Raw genomic sequence first — 16,252 nt, 5'->3', positions numbered from 1 at the left:
GGACCTAGTAGAGAGCGGGGCAGGATTTCAGTTGCTGAGAAAATGAATGTCCTTCGTGAGAAAAAGCTAAAGCACCAGTTGAAACAATAAAATACAATTCTACTATCAGGCTCGCGGTCGATCGTCGTGATTTCTCGAACTTGGGAGTGTCTCCGAGACGATTGAACTTATGGGCCGGGTACCTTGGATTTATTCTGTCAATCGCTACGCGAGAAGGAATAGGCAAAACCTGTAAACCTAATTGGCCGGTCAGTGCGCTTTGCGAGGTCAGCGGCATCTTCCCAAAGCGTGCATCCTTTGCTCCCATCATATCCCATCTTGAGTGATTCTGAAGGATTTAGCTTGATTGAGTTTGGCTGAGCTGAAAATATCTGGCTCCAGCAGAACCTATTTGAAAATCAATCCTAGCCCGCAAGTTCTTGAGTGCAGAAGTGACTTTCATGTCTATAGTTTACCCGTGTTTTCGGCAAAAAAAAGCGCTATAGCCCCTATTGGGAGCCAATTCTTGAGGATTTTTGAGTCGAGACTATGGTAGCATAATTACGTGGGTGGTGAAATATACCAATGCCGATGCTTAAGGCAAAAAGGAGAGGACGGGGGCCGGGGCCAACAATCTCAAGGATGAAGGTTGCCACATGAGAATTGCTACGGCTACTCAAGTTTAAACACGAAGGCCAGAAGACTTGAACCGAACGCCACACAAGTGAGATGAGCACACACCATAGGGCCGGGCGAAAGTGATCAGTCGCTATATGCGCAGTAGTAGTTTGGGTGCCCATGAGATTTTTGAGTCATGAATTTAGATACGGGTAGTCTTTATTAATCCACATTCAGCACTAGGAATGAATTCTCCAATAGAATTTGCAAAGGAACAAGGAAGTATAATGGCAGGTTAAATCCCCCTGACCCAGGATTCTTGACTCTCAGATTCTTGGGCCAACCTCTTTGACGTGACAGGCGCCCTCAACTTTCAACTAGATCTGAAATCTCCCGCTGTAGATTAATAATTTAAAATCCGAAAACAAGTTTGTGAATAATGCCTGTTTATACTCCATTGTTATGGTTTCAATCATTTTTATGGGATGCTTTCATATGGATCCAATTCTTATTCGTTGTCCAGCAAGTAATTCCCGTCAATGTATGGATTCTGTTCTTTCGAGTGTGGCAGAATCAATTAGAGAAATAGCCCTTCCTAAAACTGAATTAAATAAATACATGGACGATGGTTTGATTTATCGTGGAACAAGGGTTGGTAGGGCAGGCGCACGTATTCAAGGTGAAATATCACAAATTAAAGAATTACATGCTACAGGTGATTATTTTGAAGCTAATGATCAATATGGTTTTAATCGAGATTATGCAAATAATATTGTTTCTGTTCTCAAGCTAAAAGACAAAGCGAATAAGCAGCATGTCATAGTAAGAGCAAAAGATATACCAGAGCAAGAAATGAGAAATGCAAAGGATCGTTTAGAATTAAGTTTAAAAAAAACTAACTCATCTAAAACATTAACTGAACGGGACATTTTTTTAGAATTAGGTATTGACGCTATTGTGGCCGATGCAAGTGAAGATAGAAGCACGGTCTTTTTTAAGCATTTCGTAATATACAATCAAGAAGTGTTTGAATTTCTTTCCATTGTTGATTCTCTAAAAATCGCCCAAGCAAAATATGCTTTAAAGAGAAAAAATGTTCCAAATGAAATCGTAAATTCAAATATGAAATTAATTAATTTCTTTTTGGGTTATTCCTTAAATTTCTATAGATTGTCTAAATCTGAGCAAAAAGAATTGACCTCTCCTGAGCAACTTGATCCCATAATTTTCAATTTATTTAAGGATGGAATTTTGAAAATTGAAAAATAGTCGGGGTTGGCCGGCGGTTGGCCTAAGAATCTGTGAGTCAAGAATCCTGGGTCAGGGGGATTTAACCTGCCATTATACTTCCTTGTTCCTTTGCAAACGCCATTGGAGATTTCATGCCTAGGGCCAATCGAGGATTGATATTATTGTATCTCAAGTTTGATCTTATCTTTGGGGCCAATCGAGCATGGCTGAGGAGGTGAATTCGGTTCCCTGCTCTACTCGAATGACCTTTGGATATTTTCCTCTGGCTAGGTGATCTAAAAATGCAATGACGTCAACTCCGCGAATAGATTGATCTACAAGAATTACAGACGCTCCTTGGCGAACTCATCAACCGTTCTGAGGACATTGACCTATTTGCAATCCCATCTCTCTGAAGACGGCTTACACGGGCCGAAGGTCGTCTTTTAAAATCAATAGAAAGCTATAAATGCTGCGAGGAGATCTGATCATTTTCCGATACCGACCCGCCTGCATTTTGAGACACAAAACTAGCCCGCAAGTTCTTGAGTGCAGAAGTGACTTTCATGTCAGGGATAATCACATGTAATCCGTTGACAAAAAAACAAGAAAGGCTGCATAGTCAGCTATACTTTGACAAAAGCCGTTCCTCAATTCCAACCAAAAATGGAACATCACCCAAAATGAAGCTCTATCGTCACTATAAAGACAAGCCTTACAAATACATTGGAGAAGCGAGGAATAGCGAAACGCTCGAGGAAGTCGTTATCTACGAAACCCTCTATGAAAACAGGCTGGGCAAGCTTTGGGTTCGTCCAAAGCAGATGTTCTTTGAGTCGGTTCAGTTTGATAGTCAATCAGTGCCACGATTTAGACATATTCCATTGGTTCTCGATGAGACCACCGAAGTAACGAATCCTCATATTGAAAGAATCGTTCCTGTTATTGAGAAGGCTTTTGGTCAATGGAACGCCGAATGGTTTTATTCGAGATTCAAAAGTCACAATAGGTTTCATCTCGTCACCGCACTTGTGGATGATCAGGCTGTGGGATTCAAGCTTGGGTACGAGCAAGATTCTCACGAGTTTTACAGTTGGATCGGCGGGGTTGTTCCGGATTTTAGAGGAATCGGCATTGCTTCCGACCTCATGAAATCCCAACACGATTGGTGCCGTAAAATGGGCTATAAGAAAGTTCAAACGAAGACACAGAATCGTTTTCGTGAGATGCTTATTTTGAACTTGAAACACGGGTTCGAAGTCGTTGGTTGCCATGAGTCGAATGAAGGTGGCTTAAAAATTGTCTTGGAAAAGGAGCTCACGTGAACCCTCTCATTGGATGGCGGCAGAAGGATGGCTACCGATGGATGGAGGCCGAGAGCGCGTTTCGCGCCAAGGAGGAAATAAACATTACAAGACAGTGGGTTGGTACTGAATGAAGTACTGGGTGTTCGATCTTGATGGGACTTTAACAGATTCCTTTGGTCACTATTTTTCAACGCTCGAGTCCCTTCTTGGTCAAAATTTTTCCAGGCTTGAGAAGAAGCATCTCATCGGAATTCATCCGTCACAGAGTTTCTCGTCTCATTTGCCTGCCGAAGATGCCTCTCGCGCGATGCAGGCTCTTCAAGATAAAAGCGAGAGAGAAGCCAACTTAATTCCTACCTACAAGGCGATCGACTCAGTGTGTGCTTGGTTGGTAAATAACAATCGGAAGATGGCCGTTTGGACGAATCGCGATTTGGAATCTGCAAAGTTGGTTTTGCATGAAAACAGGCTTCTTCAGTATTTTGATCATGTTGTTTCTGGTAACTGCGTGTCGAGTCGAAAACCTCACCCTGAAGGGCTTTTTAGAATTCAAGAGTTTTTTTCGTGCCAGATCTCAGAAATGGTCATGGTGGGAGACCATGACCACGACATGCAGGCGGCAAAAGCATTTGGAGCCCTCCCAATCAGAGCGAGCTGGCACAATTATTGGGACCACGATGTTTGCCCAAATGCTCAAAGACAATTTTTTTGCTCCACGCAATTCTTTGAATGGGTCAAATCAAATCACTGAGCCTAAAAAATAGGAAGAAGGACATTATGGACACTGATTTCACAAAGAGGTTTAGCGACCGGGTTGGGAACTACGTCAAATACCGACCAGGTTACCCCAGCGAGATTATCTCTTTCTTGAGAAATCGACTGGGGCTAAATTCTGAGAGTTCTGTAGCTGACATTGGCTCTGGCACGGGCATTTCATCTGAGATATTTCTGAAAAATGGGAACAAGGTCTTTTCCGTTGAACCAAACGACGAGATGAGGAAGGCCGCTGAGAGTGCGCTCAGTGGATACTCAAATTATTATAGCTCGAAGGGCACAGCAGAACATACGGGACTTCAGGATAAGGTCGCGGATTTCGTCGTTGCGGCCCAAGCCTTTCATTGGTTTGAGCCCAATCAAACAAAGAAAGAGTTTCATCGAATACTGAAAGAGGATGGTCGAATTGTTCTCATCTGGAATGATAGAAAAATATCTGGAACGCCGTTTGCCGAGGAATATGAAGCCCTCATTACCTTGTTTGGTGTGGACTACAAGCAAGTAAAGCACAAGAACATTGGCGAATCCTGTCTTCGGGATCTTTTGGGCGCTTTTGAAGTTCAGCATTTTATGAACTACCAGGATTTTGACTTCGATGGCCTTCTCGGTCGTCTGGCGTCATCCTCCTACGCACCTAATATCAGTCACCCGCGCTTTGCCGAAATGCGTTCGGCCCTGAAGTATCTTTTTGAAAAACATCAGAGAAGCGGTCTTGTTCGGATAGAGTACGACACTCAGGTTTACTATGCGGTCTCACGTCCCAATTTCATTAAGCACTACTCTGACATCCAGGAAGGACCTGAATCATCGTACTACCGAGGAACGAAGGAGTATCTCTCGATTGGATCCCCATTTGCCAAAGAGTTTGGGCTGAAAAGACTTGGAATACATCATGAACTCCTTCCCTCCGGGCGGCGAACATCATGGCCTCATGCAGAGAGCGCCGAAGAAGAGTTTGTGTATGTCATAGAAGGCAACCCCGATGTTTGGATAAACGGTGATCTCTATCGGCTAAATCCTGGCGATGCGGTCGGCTTTCCTAGCGGAACCGGAATTAGTCACACTTTTATCAACAATTCTGATTCAGATGCGAGGCTCCTTGTCGTTGGCGAGTCCTCCAAGAAAGAAAACAAGATCTACTATCCTTTGAATCCAAGTCGTCGCGATGAGTGCAAGGACTCTTGGTGGCATGACATTCCAAAACACAATCACGGCCCACATGATGGTTTGCCAGACAAACTGCGCGTTTCCGAGGCGCTGGGACCGCTCAATTATACCGGAGAAATCATCGTCGAAAGTCTACAAGATACGTCCGTTTTGGATGCTCTTGAACCATTCAAGATCAAGTGCCGCCGGACAGACATGCCCAATGAGAAGATTAAGGTTTGGAATATAAATAGGTACTGTCTCGATGAGCGCACTCTTGGTGAAGTGATCACTCGATTCGAAACGGCTATTGATGATGGTGGGTGGTACATTCACTTCTTTAGCGACTTGGGCAACAAGCTTTACGTGGTCTTCAAGGGCAAGCATTTTGTCGTATCAAAGAAGAAGGACGTGACTTGGGACGAAATGATCCGCTTCGGAGAGTCGATCGGCGTTGAGCGAGGTTGGACAGAAACGATACCGGTGAGTTTCAGAACATGATCCCTCAAATATAAACAAACTTCATAATCGAGATTGCAGACACGGCGTTTTCGCCAAAAAAATGGAAGAGCTACAGGTATTTAGTGTGCAATTGCTGAAGTCGCACTAAGCTAGCCGAATCTTAGAACAGCATCTGATTTTCAGTTCCCTTTTTTTGAGTTGACAAGTCATGTAACGCTATGCAATATAGCCCGCCAGTGGCCTAATTTACTTTTCCTTTGCAATAGAACCATCGACTGGATTGAAATAGATCTCTACGTTTTTTCCGTCTTTATTAGTCCCATAAATCTCGTAACAAGTTCCTGGCTGTTTGAACTTTCGAATTTTGTAGCCTTCACCCTCGAGGCGCTTTTTGAGATCCTCCTCTTTCATCCATTTGTCCTTTGGTTGATCGGTGCAGTTTTTTTTGGCGTGTGCGACACCTCCCACGACCAAGAGTCCCATTGTAAGAACGAGTTTTTTCATTTTCATCTCCTCTGTAGTGCGACGAGTTGATTCCCGTCCTGCACAAATAGTAGCGAAATGTGCTAGATTTTACCATTGGGCAAATAGCCTAAGTGGTTGATTTAAGGTCCATAGACCATATGACCAATAGTCAGAACACTGAATAAGGACGATTGTCTTGCCAAAGGACGCACAAAAAGTGCGTCATGGAGGGAGCAGACATGAGAAACCAAATCGTTTACGATCTACCGACGCGGGTATTCCACTGGCTTTTTGCGGGTCTCTTCGTCACGGCATTTTTAATCGCAAAAACTGTAGATGATGAGTCGCCCATTTTTTCTTATCACATGCTGGCGGGTCTCATTCTGGGATTTACAGTCTTACTGAGAATTCTTTGGGGGGTTGTCGGTACAAAGTATTCGAAATTCGCTTCTTTTGCGCTTCGTCCAAAGGACTTGGTGGCCTATTTTTCAGGAATACTTTCGGGTGACAAACAAAAGTGGGTCGGCCACAATCCCGCATCTAGTTGGGTTACGATAGCCATGCTCTGCTTTGCCTTGGGGCTTGGGCTCACTGGCTACTTGATGGCCAGTGGACAAAAGGAGACTTTTGAAGATATTCACGAGTTATTGGCGAATGGTTTTCTCGTCACTGTTTTGATGCATATCGCGGGAGTTGTCTTGCACGCGCTTCGCCATCGGGATGGAATTGCGATGACGATGATTGACGGAAAGAAGAAGGATGTTCCGGTTGCTGAAGTGATTTCGAATTCTAGATCTGGCACAGCCTTACTTTTTATTGGACTGGTCTTAATATTTGCGACGTATCTTGCCGGTAACTTCGACAGTCTGAATCGGACACTCAGGTTCTTTGGCACAAGCTTGCAGTTGGGCGAAAATGAAGAAGGCGAATAACGAGGAGTATTATGAGCCAACGTGAGCGATTTGTTGTAGCGGGGATTCTCTGTTCGGTCGCAGTTCTCGTTGGCTTTGATATCTTCACTGATTCTCGCGAGGGCGTCGTTCTCTGGCATGTTCTAACTGAAGGCGCAATTGGATTTGTTGCATTAGTCGGGGTCTTTTACCTTTTGCAAGGAACTGTAACTCTCCGTCATCGTCTCGAAAGAGAAATGGAGGAGTTTTCTGCGTTCAAAGCGGAGGCGAATGCTTGGCGCGCTGATTCCCGTAAATATGTCGATGGTTTGGCTAGAGCCATTGACCAGCAGCTCTCAAAATGGAACCTCAGTCTTTCGGAAAAGGAAGTGGCATTTCTTTTGTTGAAAGGACTGAGCCTCAAGGAGGTTGCCCATGTTAGAAATACAACCGAGAAAACAGCGCGAGTTCAATCAATGGCCGTTTATGCAAAGGCAGGAATTTCAGGTCGTTCAGAGCTTTCCGCCTTTTTTCTTGAGGATTTGCTTTTGCCGGCTTCCAGGGCAAGTGAGGACGCTGTTAGACAATGAAGACTATTTCATTAGACTCTCTCAGCGGATTACGACACCAAGATGGAGGGCTGAGTATTCCTGAGGTTGAGGCTCAGCGTTCGCGGTTTGGAGCGAATGATATCGTAGAGGTGGCAGGAAATCCTTGGATTGAGCTTTTTCGGGACACAATAAAGGATCCGATGATTTGGTTCCTTATTGGAGTTGGGTCGGTTTTCTTTCTCATTGGGGAGGTTGCCGACGGAATTACATTGTTCCTTGCCGTATTTCCCCTTTTATTCATGGATGCTTTTTTACACTGGAGAACCCGTGCTTCAACCGCTTTGCTCAAAGCTCAAATGAGCTCACGCATCAAGGTTAGGCGAGATTCTAGAGAGTTTGAAATTGACTCTCGTGAGATCGTTCCGGGGGACCTCCTTATCGTCGATGTCGGCATACTTCTTCCAGCGGACGGTGTTTTCGAGATGTCGCGGGACATACAAATGGACGAATCAGCTCTGACAGGGGAATCACTTCCCATCAAAAAAAAACAGATTGAGTTTGATCTTTTTTCTCTGGTCTCTCAAGGGGAGGTAAAAGTACCAGCTCACACCTTGGGGTTTGCAGGAACGAGAATCTTGGCGGGTTCTGGATTGCTGAGGGTGGTACTCACCGGCGCTCAAACTTCTTACGGTGAAATAGTCCAATCCGTTTCGCGCGTGCCACACGAACTTACTCCTTTGCAAAAGTCGATGAACCGTTTAATTCAAATTCTCATCATTTCTGCAGGTCTATTGTGTGGACTGCTGGCTTCGGTTCGGGCCTACCAAGGTCATGGTTGGCTGGACGCTCTGCTGAGTGCCGCTACCTTGGCGGTGGCAGCCATTCCCGAAGAGTTTTCAGTGGTATTTACGTTTTTCTTAGGGGTTGGAATTTATCGGCTGGCAAAGATGCGCGCCCTCGTGAGACGTGCCGTTAGCGTTGAGAACATAGGACGTATCACACACATTTGTGCGGACAAGACCGGAACAATTACTGCGGGTCGGTTGACACTCACTCATCTTGATGCGGTCGGAGAAACCACTGACTTATTGTTAAGTGCTGCTTTTGCCGCTTCAAGTTCGAGTATTGATCCCTCGATGTTGCAATTCATGAGGTGGTTCGAAAGAAAGGGATGTCCCTCCCAATACCATTGAAGGCGGTGCCTTTCACCGAAGATCGCAAGCGCGAGACCGGGTTTGTTCGGCAGTCAGACGGCAGTATCATGGCCTGTGTGAAGGGTGCGCCCGAAACTATTCTCGCAATGTCGGCGATCACTCACGAAAATAGAGAATATTGGAGCAAGAGAATTTCCGAGTGGGCGAAAGCGGGTCACAAGGTGATTGGGGTTGCGAAGAAACATGATGTTCTCTTGGAGTCAGAGTATGAGCCAGATTCGGGATTTGAGTTTTGTGGTTTATTGGCTTTTGAGGATCCACCTCGGCCAGAGGTGGCAGGAGCAATGGCTTACTGTCGTCAAAGTGGAATACGTGTTCTGATGGTAACTGGAGATCATCCGGAGACTGCGGCAGCGATTGCCAAAGATGCAGGATTGACATTGGGAACTCCGATCGTGGTTTCGGCAGAGGACGATCCGGCTCAATTTCAGGTTGAATGGCTCAACCAAAATCCCAAATTTCTGAAGGGGATCGATGTGGTTGCTCGCTGCACGCCTATGCAAAAATTTCGCATTGTAATGGCTTTAAAGTTTGCGGGCGAAATGGTCGCTGTCACCGGCGACGGCGTGAATGATGTGCCGGCCTTGAAAGCCGCTGATATTGGCATTGCTATGGGTGAGAGGGGCACGAGAAGTGCGAAGGAGGTCTCGTCAATAATACTCTCCGATGATAACTTTAGTACAATAGTCAACGCGATCCGTGAGGGGCGACAACTCTTCAGAAACTTGGCGATGAGTTTTGAATATCTGTTGCTCATTCATATCCCTCTTGTGTTGGGCGCCGCAATTGTACCATTGATAGGATATCCTCTGGTCTATCTTCCTGTTCATATTGTTTGGCTGGAACTTGTGATTCATCCTACAGCGCTCTTTGCTTTCCAAGCAGTGGCATCGGCCAATCCCGATGGGGTAAATAACCGAAAGTTTTCTTTTCAGGTTATCAAATATTAACAACGAGTTTTATTGGAATTGTGTTGGCTTTCATTTTGGGATGGATTTTTTTGTCTCGTGTATCGAATTTTGCTAGCCCAGGGCAGGCTCGATCTATGGCAATGGCACTTCTGACATCTTGGAGCGCAGGCATAGCCTTCTATCTGCCGTGTTTTCGGTCGCACGTCGCAAACATTTTATCTTTTGTGACAGTTTTATCTTCGGTGGCATTGATTCAGATTTCAGATCATTTGAAGTTTCTGCACTTGGTTCCTTTACGACTCACTGATTGGCTAATCATAGCAATTATTGTCCCAGCAATGATCGCTTTGCTCAGCTTTTTGAGGAAGGTGAACAGAAAATAATAAGCTTTCACTACTTTCTTGCGCAGGACATGCCCAAAGTCGCGCTCTCAGTTGCCTTTGAGGGGACCGTAGGATATAAGTATGTAATACCCATCATGTCATCCGCTTGCAAGCGAACATCATCTGGCGAATGAAAATAAGACATCACCGATCTGGTTATCTCCTGTGGGTGATCAAGGCCCAAGCAGTGGCCAATTTCATGCGTGATGCTAGCAACCAAGATCCTTGCCTTTTGGAAAATTTCAGGTTTCATTCTGATCGTGCAGCCAATGACATGAGGCTCTGATCGGGACTGCTGAGCATCGCCTCCCGAAAAGGCGCCGTTGGGATCAGCCTCAGAAATTGTGATCATTCGATTGGTTGAGTTTCCAGCAAAATCTAAGTCATTTTCGTTGGCGAGGATAAGGTATGAGGCTGCAATGTTGTTATAGTCATTGAAGATCGAGGTCATCACGTTGTCGATCGTTATCGTGGCGGTGCCTGCAGCTGGATCGTCAGGTGGTAAATCGTTTTCAATCAATCGAGAGCCATAAGGATAGGTGACAAAGAGCTTTGATCCAGAGGTGGTTGATTTGTCGAGGAGCCATGCGTTTCCGTTCGGGAAATGCCGAAAGCCGACACAAAAGAGAATGGACATTGACAGAAAAAAGACGGCTCTCTTAGAAGCCATATGTCACCCCTAGAATTCCCAAGCCTTGTGAAAACCCAGATGCATCAAAGACAGTCGTAAGTTCGCCACGTATACCAAAGCCATACCAGCTATAAGAAAATCCAACTCCTCCATACAATCCCACATTTGAAGAAACAGCGAAGCCAAAGCTCACGTAAGTGTGATTTGTTAAATCGAAGAGTTTATCAAAACCGTAGGAAAATGGAGTCAATCTTCCAAATTCCCATTCCCCCCAACCTACGCGGATGCTGCCCGGAAAGGAAAAATTCGTTGAAAAAGCTGCCAGCGCGTGAAAGTCACGCTGTTTGGCCTGCACCACCATGGGGCAAAAGAGCAGAACGAAGAGTAGCGGCCACTTCACCATAGCTTCATTCCAAATGAAAGACAGGCGTAATCCTGATAGGCAAGCCCCACGATATTTGCCATGTTTCGAATTCCCCACATAGCGTCCAAACCTATATAGATCGAATCAAAATAGATCCAGTGCAATCGAAGCGCCGGCCCCAAGGCAAAATCATCAGATTTGAGTTCAACTGTGGAGCCCTCATCTTTGAAGGAACGAAGGGTATACATCGTCCCTAGCCCAAAACCAGGAGAAATGACGCCTCCCCACATGGTGCCACTGTTGTGAATCCAGTAATATGACAATTGATAATTCGATTGGAAGTAATATTGGTTTGCCACTCCTGTTGATGAAGCAAAAACTCCCCAGCTCGAATTCGAGACTCCTAGTGCAAGTGCGGGAACAATTCGACCGCCAGTAGCCGATGTCGAACCAGCCCCAACTTCAAGAGAAGCCTGAGCTTTGATGCAAATCGAAAAGAGGAACAGAAATGACAAAACTTTTGATGCTGCCACAGTATCAGTCTTCCATGTGGAGATTCAGTTGGGTAGGGAAAATCTCCTCACAATATGGGAGCTGAGTTTCTTTTTGAATCGCCATTGAGTATCGCTGGACTCATCTGGACTTTAGCATGGCCACTTGAAATCAATTCTTGATTTTTTTATATTCCACCATGAAGTAGGTCACATCATCGACAAACGGGGTGCCATTTCGAAAGGATTCTATGTCGGAATTCAATCCAGCGTATGCGGCCTCAATGCCTGGTCCCTTTTGAAAGCCATTGAGGAGTGATCTTGTCATGCGTTGCTCATTCCATTGTTCGCCTTTTTCATTTTCAAGTTCTGTCACGCCATCAGTGTAGAAAAAGAGGCGGTCGGCGAGATCAATTTTCCACTTCTCAACGGTGTAAGGACTCTTTAGACTTTCTCCGAGTCGAGGTCCTGGAGCCGCAGTGAGAGCAGTAATATCCGACTTTTTGAGGTTCGTTTTGAGCGGAAAAACAAGAGGAGCTTCGTGGCTTGCATTACATATTGTGATTTCGCCCGTTTTCAGGTCTATGCAAGCAAGGCAGAAAGTCATAAGGATTTTTCCCTGCGTGGTTCCATAGATTGCATGATTGAGGATTGACATCAGCCCATCCAAAGTCAGATTTGGGAAGTGAACAAGAAGGCTCGCCGAAGCTTTGGCGGCGCTGCACACCAGAGCAGCGGGTACTCCGTGACCCGTGGCATCTCCAATGAACAAATACACCTTGTCTCCCACGATGCTGTAATACCACCAGTCTCCTCCGCATTCGCTCGAGGTACGGTAGTGTCCTTTGATTTTGACGAAATCATCTTCATGGGTGGGTTTTGGAAATAGTGCATCTTGCACGGTCTTGGCTGTTTCGAGCTCTTTTTCCATTCTATTTTTGTTTGCCAAATCCTTTGCCTTGGACTCTGAATTGAAGTCCTCGATATTTTCGTCAATGAGTAACTGGAGGCGGTTTGACTGAAGGTCCGGAATCTCATCTTGATGTACATACAAATAGGATATCTGCTTTTCTGCGAGTTTTGATTTTTCCTCCATCGTAACCGTTTGCCCCTTCTTTAGGATTGTAGTATATCGAGCAAGGGTATCGGAATACAGGTGGAGATTTACGGGAGTTGGGGAATCTATTTCAATTTTGGCTACTTCGAAGGGAGCCATTCCTTTTTCAATTGGGCCAACTAGATCAAAAGTACCAGGTGGAACCTCAAAAATAGCAACACCAATTTCATGATTGCCGTATACTCCAAATTGCCTGGTGGATGTTTTTTCTGCCGTCCAATTGGCAAAATTGGTTTTTCGGATTCTTATTTGATGTAGCTTCATTTCGCCTAAATTTAATCCCTTTTCCTTAAGGAAATCTCGAAAACATTGAGCAGATAAATCGACAAAATTCATTTCATCCTTTGAGTCACCAGCTAGGGCCCCAACGAGATATCCCGTAAAGAAGCCGCTTGTAATGATGGAGCAGGTGAGGCGGGTAATAGATGTTAGACTTTGTGTGGGCTTGCTTGAATCTGGCTTCGGAAATTTTTTTGAAATGTAGGAGAGGGCATTGTTGATCGTCTGGCCATCAATGGTCTTTTTTATGTCAACATTTTTGAGAAGTGCTATCTTTTGGCTACGAAGATCTGACCAATTAGCGCTTTGATTAGAAGTTGCTCGGATAATTTTCAAAAATGATTCACCTGTTATTGGTGGATGGAGAGATTTTTTTGTTTGATATTGCGTGATTCTTGCCACAGCCGTTGGTAATTCTGTTTCTGCATAGGCAATAAAGTGAGTTGTTTTAAGACGACTAAATTTTTTGGCAAAGGTCGCCACTTGTTGGTAATCGCTATGGTCGTAGGGGAGAAAAACAAAGTCTGGCAAATGTTGGATTATCATCGACTGCCCCTCTATGAGAGATGAGGTCAGAAGTGCATCGACTCCGTTTTGCCAAAGATATTTCATGATAGAACGATTGAACTCTTCGTTTTTTGCAATGATCAAAGCGACTGCGAAAGGCGTTGACACGGCTTGGGGATTTAGCTTCGCCAGCAGGCTAGACATTTTGACTCCGATGGAACCTTCTTCGATACCTTTCTATTTATCGGCGCCTCATGGTCTAATACTTAGTGTCAGAAAATCTAATATTGTTTGGATATCATTTGAAAACACTAAAATCGAATTGCCTTGAATCAGACTGGTTGAAAGTCTGGGCACAGTCATGTTATCACTGCACTGCCTCCTTTGATGGGAGCGGGTATGGCGGAATTGGTAGACGCGCTAGATTCAGGTTCTAGTGAGAGCAATCTCGTGGAGGTTCAAGTCCTCTTACCCGCACCAGTTTTTTCGGTTGAAAATAGACTCAAATTTTGAGCCTTAAAGCATTAGCCTAGCAACCGAAGGATAGACCTCAACAGTGTTTGCAGACTGACAATTGAATTAAATCCACCAATGGCGAGTCCTGTATTTTTTGAGGCATATTTTCGACAAAGAAAGGCTCCCACTGGCGCAGAGAGGGATCCTCCTAAAACCAGAGAAATCGTGATATTCAGATTAACCAATCCTATCATTGCGAAGAAGGTCGCCGCCTGGCAGATTGTCACAACAAATTCGGCTGCATTGACTGAACCCACGACAATATGAGTTTTGTGCCCGCGTCCGAGCAGGGTCGCAGTTACTATGGGACCCCATCCCCCTCCTCCAATTGCATCAAAAAAACCTCCCGCAAGGCCTAAGGGGGCAATCCTTTTAATAGGAGACAGCGGGAGGGACTTGTTGAGGCTCTTGAAAATAATTCGAATGCTCATGCCGAGAAGATAAATTGAAACAAAGGCCTTCAATAGGCCCTCTCCTGGGACTTGAGTTAAAATATAAGCTCCTACGATGCCACCTATTGCGCCCGGAATGACCAATTTCTTGAAAAGAGATTTGTCGACATTTCCAAATTTTGAGTGCCAGTAGGCCGACATGCCGGTCGTGAAAATTTCGGAAAAATGAACAGTGCTGCTTGTCGCCAAGGGTGTAAGCCCCGTGCTCAAAAGCAGACTTGAGGAAACAACTCCGTAGCCCATACCCAAAACGCCATCAAAGAGTTGAGCTATAAAGCCAATGAAGAAATAGATAAGATGATCAGTCATCTAAAGACGATATATTTGCAGATTGGCAATTGTCAAATTCTCAATCTGTCTAGGTTCTCCCGTGGCAGGTGAGGTTGGTTTGGGTTGGATCGGACAGATTTCACAAGTTTATTGCTTTTTTATTCAAGGCTACCGGCCAGAATTGAGTAGATCGCTATGCGATGCTTTTCTTGGCCGCATATATCGACAATCTGTTCGAATGTTTGATTCGAGTAGCTAACGGGAAAGCCGGGAGCATCGCTTGCCAATATCACGCTATGTTTCGAGTCAGCACGCCAAGAGAGTTGAGTGGCAGCAAGTTCTAGCGCATCTAAGGTGGCCTCAGGAATATCTTTATTGCCCTCGCCCGCGTTCAATTCGTCGATGGCCCCGCCAAAGGACCGAGTGCTACTTGTGAAATCTCTAAATATCTTTGCCAAGTAACTATTATTTTTGTCACGATAGGCAATCAAACTTAACTTGAGATCGACGTGATCCGACTTTTCTTTTAGTTTTTTGAGGATCTCGTCCTTTTTTGCTTTTAAATCCCGAATGTCATTGGCCATTGAGTTTGTTGTGTCGATAATCAAAACGACGTCGTTTCCTGATGTTCCAGGGTCTTTCAATATCATATCCAAAACCGCATCAACCGAGTCTGCAAAGGAATTTGGTCTTGGCGAAAATGTAACAAAACCACCCGTTTGGATTGAAAGTTTTTTAAGATAATCCAAAGCTTCGACATCAAAAACTCCACGAAAATCCCACACGAAGTCGTCATAGGTTGAAAATTCGGAATTTCCAGAACGTTTTGGATCAAGAACTAAAATTTGATCTTTTGAATTCCTTTTTGCTTTCGGGCGCAGGTCGGGGATTTCAGGCTGAACCTTTGAAATCGGCTGCGGGGTGGCGACTTCAATAACTTGCGGAATTGAAAATGGATGTAGCGGGTATAATTGTTTCGTTTCAGCTTTGTCGTTTTCGGCCTTGTCGTTTTCAGTTTTGTCGTTTGCGGTTTCATTATTTGCAGGTACCAAATTGACATCACTTGGAGCCTTTTCAGTCTCTGTAGGGGGCTTATCAGTCTCTGTAGGGGGCTTATCAATTTCTATAAGGGCCTTATCCGCCTCCTCATCGGGAGATTTGGGTTCTTTGTTCTCGGCTTTTGATTCATCTTTATCGGATTGTTTTGGCGATAGGGTGGCAGGGGCAGGTGAATCATGAGAGTCTTGTTTGGCTGATTTCGAACACCCAAAATTGAAAATCAGAGCGAGTATCGAAGACAGTTTGAATATTTTTCTCATTTGTTTTATCCGCCCACCATAAAGTGGAGTCGTCTGACAGACTTTTCATGCCTGTGTTAGGCGACTCCGAGTTAGAAGGTTAACAACAAGCAAATTACATGCCGTCGACGGTCACCGAATTTCAGAAAAAATGAAAAACTATTGGTGTTCTGATCGTGACCATTGTCTGTCTCGAAATGAAGTCTCAATGTCTATCAATAAAACAGGGAGTTAATGAGAATCGTTGTGGCGAGTTTGAAGATTTTATTTTCAAGGGCCCCTATTTTTTTGATCCTATCTTTGCGAGGCTAAAGCCACCTTGATTGTTATGTGTATGCGGGGAAAGGATGATCTTCGATCACGCAACTTGTCTGTTGTCCTAACATTCAATTCTTAA

The 16,252-nt window shown here is 44.7% G+C and carries 17 protein-coding genes and 1 tRNA gene; 10 read left to right on the top strand and 8 right to left on the bottom strand.

The annotated features are described in order from the left end of the window. Positions 1-4: 4 nt before the first annotated feature. Positions 5-310: a hypothetical protein gene (locus tag IPJ71_03320; protein ID MBK7842716.1), complete on the bottom strand. Its 306-nt coding sequence runs from the start codon at positions 308-310 to the stop codon at positions 5-7. Positions 311-1,092: 782 nt separating this feature from the next. Between IPJ71_03320 and IPJ71_03315 the strand changes: the two genes are divergently transcribed. From IPJ71_03315 to IPJ71_03300, 4 genes are all read left to right on the top strand, one after another. Further along, positions 1,093-1,866 (top strand): hypothetical protein, encoded by a 774-nt coding sequence (locus IPJ71_03315; GenBank protein ID MBK7842715.1) that lies wholly within the window; start codon positions 1,093-1,095, stop codon positions 1,864-1,866. Between the two features lie 644 nt (positions 1,867-2,510). Then, complete coding sequence (locus IPJ71_03310; protein MBK7842714.1) at positions 2,511-3,152, top strand: GNAT family N-acetyltransferase; 642 nt, start codon at positions 2,511-2,513, stop codon at positions 3,150-3,152. 109 nt (positions 3,153-3,261) lie between these two features. Next, complete coding sequence (locus tag IPJ71_03305; protein MBK7842713.1) at positions 3,262-3,885, top strand: HAD-IA family hydrolase; 624 nt, start codon at positions 3,262-3,264, stop codon at positions 3,883-3,885. A 26-nt stretch (positions 3,886-3,911) separates the two neighbouring features. Further along, on the top strand, positions 3,912-5,555 hold the full coding sequence (locus IPJ71_03300; GenBank protein ID MBK7842712.1) for a cupin domain-containing protein: 1,644 nt from the start codon (positions 3,912-3,914) through the stop codon (positions 5,553-5,555). Positions 5,556-5,762: 207 nt separating this feature from the next. Here IPJ71_03300 and IPJ71_03295 read toward each other — a convergent pair whose 3' ends face one another. Then, positions 5,763-6,020, bottom strand: a complete 258-nt coding sequence (locus tag IPJ71_03295; protein ID MBK7842711.1) for a PepSY domain-containing protein — start codon at positions 6,018-6,020, stop codon at positions 5,763-5,765. A gap of 200 nt (positions 6,021-6,220) precedes the next feature. Here IPJ71_03295 and IPJ71_03290 point away from each other — a divergent pair, with 200 nt between their 5' ends. From IPJ71_03290 to IPJ71_03270, 5 genes are read left to right on the top strand one after another with little or no spacing between them, the layout of a single operon-like run. Further along, on the top strand, positions 6,221-6,913 hold the full coding sequence (locus tag IPJ71_03290; GenBank protein ID MBK7842710.1) for a cytochrome b/b6 domain-containing protein: 693 nt from the start codon (positions 6,221-6,223) through the stop codon (positions 6,911-6,913). Positions 6,914-6,924: 11 nt separating this feature from the next. Then, the gene (locus IPJ71_03285) at positions 6,925-7,461 is read left to right on the top strand and encodes a hypothetical protein (protein MBK7842709.1); all 537 of its coding nucleotides are present in this window, start codon (positions 6,925-6,927) and stop codon (positions 7,459-7,461) included. Continuing rightward, positions 7,458-8,615 carry an HAD-IC family P-type ATPase gene (locus IPJ71_03280; GenBank protein MBK7842708.1) on the top strand — a complete coding sequence of 386 codons (1,158 nt, stop codon included), beginning with the start codon at positions 7,458-7,460 and terminating at the stop codon, positions 8,613-8,615. The genes IPJ71_03285 and IPJ71_03280 overlap by 4 nt, the downstream gene beginning before the upstream one ends. Continuing rightward, positions 8,594-9,586, top strand: a complete 993-nt coding sequence (locus IPJ71_03275) for a cation-transporting P-type ATPase (protein ID MBK7842707.1) — start codon at positions 8,594-8,596, stop codon at positions 9,584-9,586. The genes IPJ71_03280 and IPJ71_03275 overlap by 22 nt, the downstream gene beginning before the upstream one ends. 20 nt (positions 9,587-9,606) lie before the next feature. Further along, entirely contained in the window at positions 9,607-9,930 is a 324-nt protein-coding gene (locus tag IPJ71_03270; protein ID MBK7842706.1) for a hypothetical protein, read from the top strand. A gap of 10 nt (positions 9,931-9,940) precedes the next feature. On the opposite strand, the gene IPJ71_03265 is transcribed toward IPJ71_03270, so the two are convergent. From IPJ71_03265 to IPJ71_03250, 4 genes are all read right to left on the bottom strand, one after another. Beyond that, positions 9,941-10,600 (bottom strand): matrixin family metalloprotease, encoded by a 660-nt coding sequence (locus tag IPJ71_03265; GenBank protein MBK7842705.1) that lies wholly within the window; start codon positions 10,598-10,600, stop codon positions 9,941-9,943. Further along, positions 10,590-10,964 carry a hypothetical protein gene (locus IPJ71_03260; protein ID MBK7842704.1) on the bottom strand — a complete coding sequence of 125 codons (375 nt, stop codon included), beginning with the start codon at positions 10,962-10,964 and terminating at the stop codon, positions 10,590-10,592. The genes IPJ71_03265 and IPJ71_03260 overlap by 11 nt, the downstream gene beginning before the upstream one ends. Beyond that, positions 10,958-11,458, bottom strand: a complete 501-nt coding sequence (locus IPJ71_03255; GenBank protein ID MBK7842703.1) for a hypothetical protein — start codon at positions 11,456-11,458, stop codon at positions 10,958-10,960. The genes IPJ71_03260 and IPJ71_03255 overlap by 7 nt, the downstream gene beginning before the upstream one ends. 130 nt (positions 11,459-11,588) lie before the next feature. After that, entirely contained in the window at positions 11,589-13,523 is a 1,935-nt protein-coding gene (locus IPJ71_03250) for a serine/threonine-protein phosphatase (protein MBK7842702.1), read from the bottom strand. A gap of 189 nt (positions 13,524-13,712) precedes the next feature. Here IPJ71_03250 and IPJ71_03245 point away from each other — a divergent pair. Then, a tRNA-Leu gene (locus IPJ71_03245) sits at positions 13,713-13,799 on the top strand. Between the two features lie 44 nt (positions 13,800-13,843). On the opposite strand, the gene IPJ71_03240 is transcribed toward IPJ71_03245, so the two are convergent. Both IPJ71_03240 and IPJ71_03235 read right to left on the bottom strand, forming a co-directional pair. Then, positions 13,844-14,596, bottom strand: a complete 753-nt coding sequence (locus tag IPJ71_03240) for a sulfite exporter TauE/SafE family protein (GenBank protein MBK7842701.1) — start codon at positions 14,594-14,596, stop codon at positions 13,844-13,846. Positions 14,597-14,715: 119 nt separating this feature from the next. Next, positions 14,716-15,876 carry a VWA domain-containing protein gene (locus tag IPJ71_03235; GenBank protein ID MBK7842700.1) on the bottom strand — a complete coding sequence of 387 codons (1,161 nt, stop codon included), beginning with the start codon at positions 15,874-15,876 and terminating at the stop codon, positions 14,716-14,718. Positions 15,877-16,252: the final 376 nt, after the last annotated feature.

It is taken from the genome of Bdellovibrionales bacterium (genome assembly GCA_016714165.1).
GTDB lineage: Bacteria > Bdellovibrionota > Bdellovibrionia > Bdellovibrionales > UBA1609 > JADJVA01.
Note: the sequence above shows the minus strand (reverse complement) of the source record. Positions and strands in the feature narration are given on the sequence as shown.